Source organism: Candidatus Saccharimonadia bacterium (genome assembly GCA_035544015.1).
Classification (GTDB): Bacteria; Patescibacteriota; Saccharimonadia; order UBA4664; family UBA4664; genus UBA5169.
On the sequence record DATKIP010000065.1, the window covers coordinates 14,783 to 29,051 of the forward strand.

Below are 14,269 nucleotides of genomic sequence, written 5' to 3' on the forward strand. Positions count from 1 at the left end.
GTTGTGTCCAATCGCAAGGACCTCTGGGGAAACCTCGGGGCCCGCGCCATGGACCCCGCACTGTACGACCCTGTGTTTTTTGGAGCCTCGCACGTCAACCTCGACCGCCTGGGTCTCGTGCCGGCGTGGGCACCTGATCCACGGCGTACTCGCCTCGCCGACCGCGGTGTCCTCCTCGTGGGCGGCATTCTCGCCGGCGGCCCCAAGCTGGTGCTATTCGAGCGGGGAATAGAGCGGCTGCTCGACAGCGTGCCCCCCGATCGACTCGCCTGCTGGGGCGGGATCAACACCCACGGTGGTCGCGGCGACGAGCCGCTACCGCCGTATTTGGAGCGGTTTGGCCTCGTCGGCCTCCGCGACAACCTGCCCGACTCGCGGTACCAGTGGACCGCCGATCCATCGGCGCTGCACGAGGCGCTGTGGTTGGACTACCCAGTCGAGCACGAAGTGGTGGTTTTCAACAACTGGCAGCCTGGCTGCCGGACGGGTGTCACCGGCTTCCCTGCGATGAGCAACTTCTTCCGCTTCCACACCGATGCCATGCGGCAACGGCGAATCGAAGCGGCCATCCGGTTCATCGCTTCGGGCGAAACGGTGCTCACGAGCAGCTACTGGGGACTGATGACGGCGCAGCGGCTCGGCCGAAAGGCCATCCTGGTGTTCGAGAACGGTTCCCCGTTCTCTTCCAAGTTCCTGCATCTGCGTCGTCCCGCACCAATCTGCTGGCCCACCAGCTGGCGCGCGAGCCTGAGCCAGATCGAACCATACCCCGACGCCCGCACGGAAGACCGCGACAGCGCGGCTGCATTCCTGAGCCGACTCCAGCTGTTCTTCGGGCTCGCCGACTAGACGCCGACAGGACCCATCCTTACAACTACGGCCCGGGGAGACGGAATTACCCGTCTCCCCGGGCCGTCTCTGCGTCTGACGCTCTTGCATGTTCGCTTTTTGTTCGATAAAATAGCTTGGTGAATCGAAACGCCCACCGTGCCGCATAAATGCCGCCGGCGCACCCGCCAGCGTTGCCAAATGTCTTAAATTCGTGTATTATTTCAGCTCGTAATGCCAGAGCCAGAAAGTGGGGTGGGAGGCCTATGACTGATAAAATCGTCGTTCGCGGAGCACGTGAACACAATCTCAAAAACATCGATGTTGAGATACCGCGCGACCAATTAGTGGTCATTACCGGGCTATCTGGCTCGGGCAAGTCGTCGCTGGCTTTTGACACCATCTACGCCGAAGGCCAACGCCGCTACGTGGAGTCGCTTTCAGCTTACGCTCGCCAATTTCTCGGCCTCATGGAAAAGCCCGACGTCGACCAAATTGACGGCCTCAGCCCGGCCATTTCCATCGACCAAAAATCCTCTAGCCGCAACCCGCGCTCCACGGTAGGCACCGTCACCGAAGTGTACGACTACCTGCGGCTGCTCTATGCGCGCGTCGGCATTCCGCACTGCCCCATCTGCGGCCGCGAAGTGCTGCGCCAGACCTCGGGCCAGATCGTCGACCAAATTCTCGAACTCCCCGCAGACACCCGCATTATGCTGCTCGCGCCAGTGATCGACGACAAAAAAGGCGAGCACAGCCGCGTGGCCGCCGAGCTGCGCAAAGCCGGTTACACCCGCCTGCGCGTCGACGGCACCATTATCGACATCGACGAATTCCCGGCTCTGGATAAGCAAAAAAAGCACACGGTCGAGGCCGTGGTCGACCGCCTGGCCGTTGGCGCCGATATTCGCCAGCGCCTCACCGAGAGCGTGGAGCAGGGGTTGGCGCTCAGCGACGGCACCATCAAAGTCTTGCAGGCCGAGGCGGCCACCGAAAACGCCTACTCCGAGCACTACGCCTGCCCGGTTCACCGCGAGGTTAGCCTCCCAGATATCGCTCCGCGCAATTTTTCGTTCAACTCTCCCCACGGCGCCTGCCCGCACTGCACCGGCTTGGGCACGCGGCTCGAAGTTGACCCCGAAGCCGTCATTCCCAATCGCCGCCTCACGCTCGCCGAGGGCGCCATTCGCCCCTGGGCCAAAACCACCAGCCGCATGAACTGGTACACCAAGCTGCTCGAAGGCGTCGCTGCCGCCTTCGGCTTCTCGCTCGACACGCCGGTTATCGAAATGAAGCCCGGCGACCTGCGCGTGGTGCTCTATGGCTCTGGCGACACTGAGATCAGCCTGCGCGGACCCGGCGGCCGCTCGTACCGCACCACCTTCGAAGGCGTCATCCCCAACATGGAGCGCCGCTACCACGAGACCGACTCCGAGTTTGTGCGCAAAGAGATCGAAAAATACATGACCGAGCGCGAATGCCCAGTGTGCCATGGCAAGCGCCTCAAGCCCGAAATTCTAGCCGTCACCGTGGGCGGCAAAAGTATCGTCGATCTCACCACGCTCTCGATCGGCGACGCCGCCACCCTGTTTGAAAACCTCGAGCTGGGTCCGCGCGAGGCCCAAATCGCCACCCAGATCCTCAAAGAAATCTGCGCGCGGCTGAGCTTCCTGCGCGACGTCGGCCTCAACTACCTCACGCTCGACCGCAGCGCCAACACCCTAGCCGGCGGCGAGGCCCAGCGCATTCGGCTGGCCACCCAGATCGGCTCCAGCCTCATGGGCGTGCTCTACATCCTCGACGAGCCCTCGATCGGCCTCCATCAGCGCGACAACGATCGCCTCATCACCACGCTCATTCGTCTGCGCGATCTGGGCAACACCGTCATCGTGGTCGAGCACGATGAAGACACCATTCGTATGGCCGATTACGTCATCGACGTCGGGCCGCTCGCCGGCGAGCACGGCGGCCGCATCGTAGCGGCCGGGCCGCCCGAAACGCTGGCCGACAACCCCGAGAGCCTCACCGGCCAGTACCTCTCCGGCGTGCGCGAGATCAAAACCCCTAGCAAGCGCCGGCCCGGCAACCGCAAATGGCTCAGCATCAAAAACGCCCGCGAGCACAACCTCCAGGGAGTCGACGTCGACATTCCGCTCGGTATGCTCGTATCCGTCACCGGCGTCTCTGGCTCGGGCAAATCCAGTCTCGTCAACGACATCCTCGCCAAAAAATTGGCCCAAGTATATCACCGTGCCGGCGACCTACCCGGCAAGCATGACGAAATCGTCGGCCTCGGCAACCTCGACAAAGTCATCAGCGTCGATCAGTCGCCCATCGGCCGCACCCCGCGCTCCAACCCCGCCACCTACACTGGTGTGTTTGGCGACATCCGTGAGCTGTTCGCCCAAACCCCCGAAGCCAAAATCCGCGGCTACAAAGCCGGCCGCTTTAGCTTCAACGTCAAAGGCGGCCGCTGCGAGCTCTGCCGCGGCGACGGCATCATCAAGATCGAGATGCACTTTTTGCCCGACGTCTACGTGACGTGCGAAGAATGCAAAGGCAAACGCTACAACCGCGAGGCGCTTGAAATTCACTACAAGGGCAAGAACATCTCCGACGTGCTCGATATGACCGTCGAAGAGGCCGTCACATTTTTCGAAAACATCCCCGCCATCCGCCGCAAATTTGCCACGCTCAACGAAGTCGGCCTCGGCTACATCCACCTCGGCCAATCCGCCACCACATTTAGTGGGGGAGAGGCGCAGCGCATCAAGCTCGCCACCGAGCTCGCGCGCCGCTCCACGGGCAAAACCCTCTACATCCTCGACGAGCCCACCACCGGCTTGCACTTCGAGGACGTCAACCGTCTGCTCGCGGTGCTCAACGCCCTTGTCGATACCGGCAACTCGGTGCTTGTGATCGAGCACAACCTCGACGTCATCAAGAGCTCCGATTGGCTCATCGACATGGGCCCCGAAGGCGGCACCGGCGGCGGCCTGGTGATCGCCACCGGCACGCCTGAAAAAGTTGCCGGTGTCGAAACCAGCCACACCGGCCGTTACCTGAAGCGCATTTTCGACAAACGCCGAGCCACGGCGCAGGCTGCCAAGTCCGCCGCCCCCGCCAGCCGCACCTAGCGTTCGCATCAAAAAATTTGGAGGGTGTAATCAAGGAGACCGTCTCATGACCGCACCCATCAAGCCCACTCGTACCGCTCGCAACCAACCGCCTAAATTCGACGAAAGCCTCGGCGGTATCATGCGACCACCATCAACCCTGCCCGTCAGCCCGCTCGCTCGCCCTGCGCAGCCGCGCCTGGGGCTCCGGCAGTTACGGTTGCTGCTAATGGTGGTGTGGGTGCTGGCCGCCACCATGGCCGGCATTGGCATTGGCGGCCTCATCCGCGACGCCCTGCGGCCGGCCGCCATCGGCGAACCGCCGGTGCCGGTGGCGCAAGCCACCGTAGTGGCCCGCACCCTCACGGCCGGCGCTCTCGCGGTGGCCGCCGCGCCGATTCGGCCGGACTTGGCCGTCAGCCCCGCCGCCGCTGTCCAGCAGGCGCGAGCCGGCACGCCGATCATCACGCTGGCCGCCGCCTCCGTTCAAGCCGCCGATGTCTCCGATGCCCTGCAGCCCAGCTTCAACCATTTTGGCCACGCCCAGGGCAATATCGGCACCGCTCCCGTCCAGTAGCCCCGAACTGCTAATGAGCGACTCTACCAACACGAAGCCATAATTTCGACGTAATTGTAGAAGACACGCCAATGTCAGGGCGCTCCGGTCGGCGTAAAATTACAAGCACCAACGAAAAGTGGCGCCGGTTTGCGAGCGTGTTACAATTCACATAAAGGTTATGCTTGCCGCCAGGCTCTATGTCCTGTTAAGTAGGAGGACATCCATGAATTCATTCCGTTCCACCGATCAAAGTGAGGCTGCAGCCACCGCTCTCCTAGAGAGTGTGTTTGGCGACATCGAGCATTTGAAGCTGCCGGTCGACATTGACCGCATCGTTCGCCACTGCCAGCTCACCGTTCTCCAGGGGCAGTTTGGCAGGAAAAACGTTATCGGGGAGCTCGACCGCCAAAAGCGACAAATCAAGCTCGTAAAAAGCAATTCATTTCAAGACAAAAACTTCATCGCTGCGCACGAATTGGGCCATTTCAAGCTCCACCACGAGTCATTCGAAATTATGCATGCCCCCCTTTCCGACATCCTCGACGGCTCCAAAGACGCTCGCGAGCGCGAAGCCGACCGTTTTGCCGCTAGTCTCACCATGCCCGAAGCCCGCATCCGAAAATGGTGGAACCTCACCAGCAATCTCACCTTGCTCGCCCAAGTCTTTGGCGTACCCAAAGTAGCCGTCTTTTATCGCCTAAAGCAGCTCAACCTCATCAAGTAACCCACCAGAACCATCATGACTACCGCACCGGCTCCCGAGGAGGATCAATCAACTGCCGAGCGCCCCGAAACGGGCGGCTACCAGGGCAATCCCGACGACATTGGCACGGAAGACGCCCAAAATACCCAATTTGGTTTCAATCCCTACTGGATGGAAGACAACCTTCAGGAGGCAGCCGACCGGGCCCTCGCGCGAGAAAATGGCATTACGCTCTGGCTGCGACGGCTCGTAGCCTTCTTCATCATGCTGTTGCTGGCACTGCAAAATTACGGCATTTGGCTCATCATCATGGACGCTCTCCACCTGAAAGAGCTCGGTCACCTCGAACTCATCTTCAGTGTGCTTGTCGGCGGCACATTAGCGCAGTCGTATCTCATCCTGAGCAAAATCACCGATGCCATTTTCCAAAAAATGAACCACCACGACGCCCCGCCTCCACCGGCCAACCCGGGCCGCCACTAGCCGAGCAGCTACGTAAAAGACCCGCGCGATGCGGGTCTTTTACGGGAATAATTCCGGGGTTCCCACCCCCGTCCGGCGTAATGCGGACGGGGGTGGGGTTGCCACAGGGTTGCGGCGGGGATCAGGTGGCCCGGGAGTCCGGCCGTCCCAATTCGGGGAGCGGGCCGACAACGCGCCCGATCAGGGCGAACCCGGCGCCATCGTCAGGGGTCTGCCAGGCGAGAGCCGGGTCCGGAGCGGCCGTGGCGGCGACCGGCTGGCCGACGAAGTCGATCTCCTGCTCGGCCCGGTAGCGGACGTAGGCGACGTAGTTGGCACCGATGTTGCCCGGCGGGGGCAGGAAAACTACCTCGGTGACCGTGGCACTCCTCTCCTCGATCATCTGCTCGGCGTGCTGGACTGCCGTAGCGACGTCTTCGGCAGTCGCGCGCGCGAACGCTCGGGTGAAGGGCTTAGACGTGCCATTGAGAGGCATTTAAAACCTCCTGAATCAGGCCGCCAGAGCGGCATGGTGTCCGACTTGGACTTACCTACATTAGCATAAATAACAATAAATGTCAATAAAAGCCGCTGGCTGCTTTCGGCGGTCATGCAAAAGACCCGCGCAATGCAGGGTCTTTCTTGGTTCAAAAATAATTCCGGAGTGCCCACCCCCGCCCAGCGCAGTGCCGGACGGAGGTGGGGGTGTCACACTCAGCTGCCAGAGTCCGCCATCTGAGTGCGGATGGCGTAGCAGTGATCGTCGGGGGTTTTCCCCCACAGCGGCGGCACTTGGACCTGCTGGCCCGACTTGATCACCACGAACCCGCCGAAGCAGGCGCTTCCCGCGTCGGTGAGCTTGTAGATCCCCGGCAACAGCCAGAAGACCGCCTGGGCGTGGCCCTTGTGTGGCTTCATCGCCGGCAGTATCAGTACGAGATCGCGCTCGTCGTAGGCTCGGACCAGCACCAACTTCAGAAACGACTCCGACGTACCGTCAACGTTCACCTGGACCTCCTCGCCGGACCGCTTGGTGATGAGCACGGCCGGACTGGCCGTTGCGACGACCACTCCCTGGTCAACATGGAAGTCCAGGTGGAGCTTGGTTGCCGCGGTGGGCGGCGGCGTCGGGGGCTGTTTGTGCGGCCAGCCGGAGCTGACGCCGCCGCCAACGAGGACCGCCAGTAGGGCCGCGACGGCCAGGGCGACGCGTCGGCGGGTGATTTGGAACATGAGATCAAACCTCCAGATCGAGAGATAGATGGTTCCGAAAATTGTCGAGTTGCCGAATGGACATATTGTTTATAAAATAAAAAGTATAAGAAGTCAAAAATATCAAACACATACCGCTGCTATCATCACCCGCCCGCCGGCCAATCTCAGCCGTTAAAAACGGCAATGACGCCGTCACCCGGTGGGGTGACGGCGCCGTACCGACTCTGGAGTCAGGCAGTCGCGAGCTGGGACGCCGCGAGGTCGACCCCGATGAGCAGGTGAGCGAAGGCGCTGTGCTCGCTGGGGTTCAACTGTATCCCCCGGAACGCGATGGTCTGTCCCGGTTCCGGCTGGACGAGGCGGCCGCGCTTGGCCGGAAGCTGGTCCCGATCGAATTGCGCTGCCGTGCCGTCGGCTGTGACGGCCGCACCACGTCCCCAGGCGGGGTCGTACCACAGCACCCGCGCCTCGTTTCCGCGCAGACCGGAGCCGGTGGGCTCCGGAGCGGGCTGGTAGTCGCTGAGCAGCGGGAACGACTGCGCGCCGCTCAGCAGCCCACTGTGCTCAAGTACGAGCAACAGCTGGCTCCACGGGCGGCCGTCGACCGTGTTGAATGCCGGCGCCGCGACCACGCCATCGGGACCGAGGTAGAGCTGAGCGTCGCGCCGGCTGTAGGTCAGGAAGACCTCCTCGCGCTGCCCAATGACGGCGTACTGATGCAGGATCAGCACCCCATCCCCGGTCACCTCGGCCAGCCGCAGGTTGTTGCTCGGGTGGTCGGTGGAGAACAACGAAGGCGGGGTGCGTCGCAGGAGCACCCGCTGGTCGTATCGGTGACCGGCCTTCACCAGGTTGGCCCGGCGTGCGACATCGCGCGTGCGACTGACCTGCATGCCGATCAGATTGGCCGGACCGGTCACGACCGTGATGATGATCACGTCGCGCGACCGAAACGGCCGCACGCCGGTCACGAGTCCGGTCTCGGGGTCGAAGCTGAGCTCCTGACCGTTGAAAACCTTCAATCGGGCCGTGAACTCGGACGGCGCACTTGCGATGGTCGCCATGGCGGACCACCTCTCTGTGAGTCGGGTATGTTCTCATGCAAGAACGGGTGCTATTATAAAACATAGTAGTAAGTATAGCAAGTAAGCGCTAAAAACCAACCTTCGTAGCTGATTTTTTGACACATCGTGTCATTTTTTGCCCACACTCTTCAATCAAAAAGGACCGCTCGGTAGCGGCCCACACAAAACAGTAATTTCTTGGGGGACCCGCCCCCGCCCGGCTGTCATATTTTAGCATAAATAAAACAAAATGTCAATCCCAATATGTCGTATAATACTCACATGATCGACGCCCTCCGCGACAAACTCAAAACCCTGCCCGCCGAGCCCGGCGTGTACTTTCACCGCGACGCCGATAAGAAAATTATCTACATCGGCAAGGCCGCCGTGCTCAAAAACCGGGTCATGAGTTATTTCCAAAAGGGCCACAAAGATCCCAAAACGCGTCTCCTGGTAGCCGATATCGCCGACACCGAGTGGATCACCGTGGGCTCCGAGGTGGAAGCACTGTTTCTCGAATCCGAATTCATCAAACGCTACAAACCCAAATTCAACATCGATCTCAAAGACGACAAGAATTTCATCTACGTCAAAATTTCCGCCGACGAATTTCCCGTATTCACGTATGTGCGCCGCCCCATGGATGATAAGGCGCACTATTACGGCCCGTTCACTTCGAGCGACGCCCTCCGCCGCGCCATGCGCATGTTGCGGAAGGTCTTCCCGTACGTCACCCACGCCATCTGGCCCAAACGCGGCTGCCTGCAATATCACCTCGGGCTTTGCCCCGGACCAGAAGAGGGCGCCATCACAGCAGTCGAATACCGCAAAAGCGTGCGCCGGCTCGAGCTCTACCTGCGCGGGGAGCAAACCAAACTCATGGGCACGCTCGAAACCGACATGCAGCGCGCCGCCAAACGCCGCGACTACGAAGCCGCCGCCCGCCTGCGCGATCAGCTCAGCGACCTGCGCTCGTTTAGCAAACAAATGATTTTCGGCGACAAAGAGGCCTTTGACCTCTCGCGCGACCAAGCCCTCGTGGGTCTGGCCGAGCGGCTGGAGCTCACGAGCATCCCGCGCCGCATCGAGGCCTTCGACATCTCGCACCTCGGCGGCGTCGACAACGTCGCCAGCATGGTGGTGTTCACCGACGGCGCCGCCAACCGCGACGATTACCGCCGCTTCAAGATGAACCTCACCGGCAACGACGACGTCGCCCACATGCGCGAAGTCATCACCCGCCGTTTCGGCCCCAAGCACCTCGCCGAGTGGCCCAAACCGGATCTCCTGCTCATCGACGGTGGCCAGCCCCAGCTCGCAGCTGCCCTGAGCGTACTCGACGCCATGGGCCTCACCATCCCCGCCATCGGCCTGGCCAAGCGCGAAGAAGAGATTATCCGAAGGGTGAATGCGGACAGGCGAGAGCCAAATGCCCTTCGCCAGGCTAGCGCCGGTTCTGTCGCGGATTCGAAATTAGCCGAGGGGATGCGTTCGCTAGACCAAGAAGGGCATTCGGCGGTAGCCGGGCATCCCCCGGGAGCCAGCAGCACAAGCGACCACTACGAATCTATCCTTCTCCCCCACACCAGCCACATCCTCCAGCTCCTCCAGCGCATCCGCGACGAAGCCCACCGCTTTGCCATCACCTACCAAACCATCCTCCGCGGCAAGCGCCAAACCGCCAGCCTGCTCGACGACATCCCCGGCGTCGGTCCCGCCACCCGCAAGCACCTCATTCGCCGATTCGGCTCGGTGCGTGGCGTGCGTCTGGCTACCGCCGACGAACTCGCCGCCGCCATCGGCCCCGCCAAGGCCCAGATCCTCCGCGAGCACCTCGGCGAGGCTCCCGCCCCCGCCACACCTCCCACCGATGACATGCCGGCCCCACCCGCCGCCGATGAAGGGGCGGAGCCTACCCATATCTGGCACAGTAAACCTTGATTAGTTAAAAATTAACTTGTATAATCTACGGTCCAGTCGGCCGATGCCTCATCGCCGACCGTCACGCACCTCTACATTGCAATACGGGGGAACACGATGAAGTTATCCGTTGCGTACGTTCAACGAGCCTGGGTACCGCCAACTGCCGCTGCTGCCCTGCTGGGGACAACCCGCAGTTGGGTGTCTGATACGGCACGGGAGTTGGGACTAGAAAAAGAGTGGCACGAGTACGACGGTAGTCAGCAACTCTGCTACCCTCTCGCACCACTCCATGGCTACATCGAAGCGCATGGATACACCGGCAAAATGGAATTCTGCACGACTCGTCAAGTTGCAGATCACTTCCAGATAGCTCTCATGACCGCCTACGCGGCCTTGGTGAATGTCAGGCCGCGAAAGACTCGGATTTTCCATCGCGGTTGGACCAGGATCTACCTTACAGGCCGAGTCCTGGCTGCGCTCGAGCCCCGCTACCCACCCCTCGTTGACGGCCATACCGCCACTCGACTAGGACTACTGATTGGCCGCGACGAACGCTGGGTCAAGTCGAGGGTCCCTGGTATCGGAACCGTCCCGGTACCGAGTCGCTGTCCGGAAAACGGCAACGGCGCAGATATTTACGAGCTCGACACCGAGGAGCGGCTTCGAATCATCAGCCAGCAAGAAAGGACGATCCCTCCAGCCGGCGACTGGGTGACTCGCCGAGCCGTGGTGGGGCTGATTCCGGGGAAGACCAAGTACTGGTGCTACCAGACAATGGCCCGTCCCGAAATCCTCGCCTTGAGCGAACGTCGCCGCGATGATATGGGCAATGTGCGGCTGCACTGGCCACCCGAAGTGGTCGACCTGCTCAAGGCCCTTGCCGCTCAGGAGGCCGAAGCGGCTAGCGATTCCGACCATAGCCACACCGGCTAGCCCCACCCCCGTCCAAGGAGGCCCTCACCGGGGCCGGGAGCGTTCAACGCGCTCCCGGCCCCTCGTCATGTCTGCTAGAAATAAAGCAGCCGGGGACGAAACCGTCCCCGGCTTTATTGCTACACCACCTCCTTGAGAGTAGGATCGTGTCCGAGCTTGATGATCGCCATTCTCCAGAGCTGTCCCACGCGCGTGCGGCTACGCTTCATCTCGATAGCGATGTCGCTCAGCGGCATCGGCCCGCGCGGGTCCAGTCCCAAATGCAACCGCACGACGTAGCGCTCCCTCAGCGTAAGGAGCCGCTCCAGGGCGGCTTCTAGTATCACTCGATCGAGAGCATTGTCCTCGAAACCGTCGACCGCCACCTCCGGCCGTTCCGACAGATTGCCGTAGAGCACCAGTGCGGGCTCGCCGACCAGCTGGTGCAGCCGCTCCAACGTTTTCCACAAGCGCCATCTGATGGTCTTCACGGCGTAGCTAGAGAACTTGAAGCCCCGGGTGTAGTCGAACCGCTTGATCGCGTAGGCGAGCGCTCGGCTCCCCTCGAAGATTACCGTATCCTCGTCAAGCTGCGGGTAATGTTCCGCGGCCACCCAGATGAGGCTGATGTTTTCCTCGAACATAGTCCGGTAGGCGCGTCCGCCTTCGGCCACGATCAAATGGAGCTTGGCCCGCCGGTCGTCGGCGATCTGTGGAACGGTCGCCAAAATGCGCTCAGCGTATAATCCCGCCTCGATGCATTTGGCCAGCTCCACCTCTTCTTCGGCCCGCAGTACGCGGACTGATCTCGGCAACATGGTTCCCCCGTGTCTTGGTGCTAAGGAATAATTGGCGTGGTGGCCCCCGCCTTCCTTTAGGGAAAAAACTATACCCAAATTAAGACAATTGGTCAAGAAAACCCCCGTCACCAGCTCTGCGGTATAATTGATCTATGCGCTACGAACCCCTACCGGCCGACTTCCATGCCGCCAACCGTCGCCGCCTCAGCGAAGCCATCGGCGACGAAAGTATTGCCATCATCGACACCGCCGATGTGTTGCGCCGGCCGGGCGATTTTGAGCACCCGTTTCGGCCCGATTCCAACTTCTACTACCTCACCGGCGTCGATGAGCCGGATGCCGTGCTGGTGCTCGCGCCCGGTCACCCCAATCCGCACCTGCGCGAGGTGCTGTTTTTGCGCGAGACGAGCGATTTCATCGCACTGTGGGCCGGCCAGCGGCTCACCCAAGCAGAGGGGACCGCACGTTCCGGCGTCGCGACCGTACTGTGGCTCGACGAACTCGAGCCGGTGCTCGGCCGGCTCGTCGGCCAATTCCGTACGATTTATCTCAACGACCACCCTACGCTCGAGGCCGGCCCGCTGAGCCCGTCCGGCCGCCGTGCCGCCGACCTGCGCACCAAGCTCCCGCTGCATGATTTGCGGTCGGCCACGAGCATTCTCGGCCGGCTGCGCACCATCAAGGCCCCCGCGGAAATCGCGCAAATCCGGCGCGCGGTCGATGCCACCGCCGCCGGCCTCGATCGCGCCTGGTCGGCGCTGGCTACCGGAGTGCCGGAATATGCACTCGAAGCCGAGCTCACCGCCGAATTCACCCGCCGCGGCGCCACCGGCTCCGCGTTTGGCGCCATCATCGGCGCCGGCCGCCACAGCACCACCATCCACCACGCCACCAGCGCCACCCCGGTAGCGGCCGGCGACCTGGTGCTGTTCGATGTCGGCGCCGAAGCCGGCTACTATGCCGCGGATATCACCCGCACCGTGCCCGCCGGCGGCCGTTTCACTCCCCGCCAGCGCGCCGTGTACGAGGCCGTCTACCGAGCGCAACAGGCCGGCATCAAACTCCATCGCCCCGGCGCCACCATCCTCGAAATCGACGAAACGATGCGTCGCTCGCTTACAAAATCACTCGTTGATCTCGGCGAAATCTCGGCCAAAGCCGCCGCCGGCCCCCAAGCCGACGAGCATTTACGCCCATACTACGCGCACATCTCGCACCACCTCGGCCTCGACGTGCACGATACCGGAACCCCTCGCCTCAAGCTCGAACCCGGCATGGTGGTCACCTGCGAACCCGGCCTCTATCTGGCCAAAGAGGGGATCGGCGTGCGCCTCGAAGACGACATTCTCATTACCAAAACCGGTCACGAAGTGCTCTCCCGGTCCATCCCGAGCGCTCCGGACGACATCGAGGCCGCCATCGCGCGGAGCCGCGCATGAGCCGCGGCCACCAGATTCAAAGAGCCCTCGGCAAAGCCGCCGCCCGCGACCGCAAGCGCCAAAAACGCATGCCGGTTGCCGGCGCCAGTGTGTTCATGCTGCGCAAATTGTTACGCTCCAAAAAATCCTGATCACCATCCCCGCTGGTGCCGCCCATACGTTTCTTTTACCATAAGCGTTGTGTAATATACTCGTATGAAGCGCAGGTGGTTCGCAGTATTTTTGATGGTGTTCGCGAATATCGCGGCCCTGGTGAGCTATGCTCCGCCCGTGCACGCCGATGCCTCCGGCGTGTGTCCGCCCAACACCCGTAGCACCAGTTGCGTCACGCTCATCGTCAACCTCACGCCGGCGCCCACCGCCAACGCCACGGTTCACGCCCACCGCGAGCAGGCCCTAAACGCCGACGACGACTTCGACCTCCATGCCGTCAATCCGGGCCAGTACACTTCGGGCAGCTCCATCGCCTTCAGCTACGACAGCAGCCCCAACTGCTCCAATAATGCCTTTGGCGCGGAAAACTACTTTGACATCACCGTTTCTGGCAGTGCTACCGGCTCGGCCACACGCATCAACATGTGCAACAGAGAGAGCCCCCAGGCCGATGACAACGACATTAAAACCATTAGCGTACCCGTGACCGTTGGCGGCGGCGGCCCAGGCGGCGGTAGCCGCGGGCCGGGCGGCATCACGGGGCACCTCACCATCACCACCGCCGGCGGAGCCACCGTCGACTGCCCCGCGGCCTCGGCCGTTGACCTCGCCGGCCCCACTCCCAAATCCACCCCGGTGGGCGGTGGCGGCGTGTTCAACACCGGCCTCACCCTCACCACCGGCACTTATACCCTCACGGCCATCTGTAATTACTTGGGCAATCCCTACAACTTCACCGTCAATAACATCTTCGTGCGGCCCGGTGCAATCACCGATATCGGAACCAAAAATGTCTCGCGGTTCGTGAATACCCACCCGCCGCTGGTGGTCAAGAAAGTCGTTGGCTGCGATGCCGGCCCTGGCTTCACCTGGTTTATTTGTGGCGCCATTCGCATCATGATGAGCGTCGTCGACACCATCCGCGACAAAGTCATCGTGCCCTTCCTCAAAGAGCCCCCCCTCGACAGCTCCAGTCCCGACTACAAAACCGCCTTTGGCATTTGGGGTACCTTCCGCAACCTTGCCAGTGTCTTCTTTATTCTCATCTTCTTCCTCATTGTCATTGGTACCGCTGCCGGCTTCGACAACTACACC

At 61.8% G+C, this 14,269-nt stretch carries 14 protein-coding genes; 10 read left to right on the plus strand and 4 right to left on the minus strand.

Annotated features, from left to right (window positions below; genetic code table 11):
* Positions 1 to 48 precede the first annotated feature (48 nt).
* From VMT30_03475 to VMT30_03495, 5 genes are all read left to right on the plus strand, one after another.
* Positions 49 to 849: a hypothetical protein gene (locus VMT30_03475; GenBank protein ID HVQ44000.1), complete on the plus strand. Its 801-nt coding sequence runs from the start codon at positions 49 to 51 to the stop codon at positions 847 to 849.
* 245 nt (positions 850 to 1,094) lie between these two features.
* Positions 1,095 to 3,965 carry an excinuclease ABC subunit UvrA gene (uvrA, locus tag VMT30_03480; protein ID HVQ44001.1) on the plus strand — a complete coding sequence of 957 codons (2,871 nt, stop codon included), beginning with the start codon at positions 1,095 to 1,097 and terminating at the stop codon, positions 3,963 to 3,965.
* A gap of 46 nt (positions 3,966 to 4,011) precedes the next feature.
* Positions 4,012 to 4,521 (plus strand): hypothetical protein, encoded by a 510-nt coding sequence (locus tag VMT30_03485; GenBank protein HVQ44002.1) that lies wholly within the window; start codon positions 4,012 to 4,014, stop codon positions 4,519 to 4,521.
* A gap of 205 nt (positions 4,522 to 4,726) precedes the next feature.
* Positions 4,727 to 5,227 (plus strand): ImmA/IrrE family metallo-endopeptidase, encoded by a 501-nt coding sequence (locus tag VMT30_03490; GenBank protein HVQ44003.1) that lies wholly within the window; start codon positions 4,727 to 4,729, stop codon positions 5,225 to 5,227.
* A 15-nt stretch (positions 5,228 to 5,242) separates the two neighbouring features.
* Positions 5,243 to 5,689, plus strand: coding sequence for a hypothetical protein (locus tag VMT30_03495; protein HVQ44004.1), 447 nt, complete (start codon positions 5,243 to 5,245; stop codon positions 5,687 to 5,689).
* Positions 5,690 to 5,810: 121 nt separating this feature from the next.
* Here the strand turns inward: VMT30_03495 and VMT30_03500 are convergent, their stop codons facing one another.
* The 3 genes from VMT30_03500 to VMT30_03510 form a co-directional block, all read right to left on the minus strand.
* On the minus strand, positions 5,811 to 6,164 hold the full coding sequence (locus VMT30_03500) for a hypothetical protein (protein HVQ44005.1): 354 nt from the start codon (positions 6,162 to 6,164) through the stop codon (positions 5,811 to 5,813).
* A gap of 218 nt (positions 6,165 to 6,382) precedes the next feature.
* Entirely contained in the window at positions 6,383 to 6,901 is a 519-nt protein-coding gene (locus VMT30_03505) for a hypothetical protein (protein ID HVQ44006.1), read from the minus strand.
* 212 nt (positions 6,902 to 7,113) lie between these two features.
* Positions 7,114 to 7,947: a hypothetical protein gene (locus VMT30_03510; protein HVQ44007.1), complete on the minus strand. Its 834-nt coding sequence runs from the start codon at positions 7,945 to 7,947 to the stop codon at positions 7,114 to 7,116.
* Positions 7,948 to 8,229: 282 nt separating this feature from the next.
* Here VMT30_03510 and VMT30_03515 point away from each other — a divergent pair, with 282 nt between their 5' ends.
* Complete coding sequence (locus tag VMT30_03515; GenBank protein HVQ44008.1) at positions 8,230 to 9,888, plus strand: excinuclease ABC subunit UvrC; 1,659 nt, start codon at positions 8,230 to 8,232, stop codon at positions 9,886 to 9,888.
* Between the two features lie 96 nt (positions 9,889 to 9,984).
* The gene (locus tag VMT30_03520; protein HVQ44009.1) at positions 9,985 to 10,803 is read left to right on the plus strand and encodes a hypothetical protein; all 819 of its coding nucleotides are present in this window, start codon (positions 9,985 to 9,987) and stop codon (positions 10,801 to 10,803) included.
* A gap of 119 nt (positions 10,804 to 10,922) precedes the next feature.
* Here VMT30_03520 and VMT30_03525 read toward each other — a convergent pair whose 3' ends face one another.
* Positions 10,923 to 11,600 carry a sigma-70 factor domain-containing protein gene (locus VMT30_03525; protein HVQ44010.1) on the minus strand — a complete coding sequence of 226 codons (678 nt, stop codon included), beginning with the start codon at positions 11,598 to 11,600 and terminating at the stop codon, positions 10,923 to 10,925.
* 134 nt (positions 11,601 to 11,734) lie between these two features.
* On the opposite strand from VMT30_03525, the gene VMT30_03530 reads away from it, so the two are divergent.
* The 3 genes from VMT30_03530 to VMT30_03540 form a co-directional block, all read left to right on the plus strand.
* Positions 11,735 to 13,021 (plus strand): aminopeptidase P N-terminal domain-containing protein, encoded by a 1,287-nt coding sequence (locus VMT30_03530; GenBank protein HVQ44011.1) that lies wholly within the window; start codon positions 11,735 to 11,737, stop codon positions 13,019 to 13,021.
* Complete coding sequence (locus VMT30_03535) at positions 13,018 to 13,152, plus strand: hypothetical protein (protein HVQ44012.1); 135 nt, start codon at positions 13,018 to 13,020, stop codon at positions 13,150 to 13,152. The genes VMT30_03530 and VMT30_03535 overlap by 4 nt, the downstream gene beginning before the upstream one ends.
* Positions 13,153 to 13,216: 64 nt before the next feature.
* The coding region (locus VMT30_03540; GenBank protein ID HVQ44013.1) for a hypothetical protein at positions 13,217 to 14,269 on the plus strand (1,053 nt) is incomplete at its 3' end.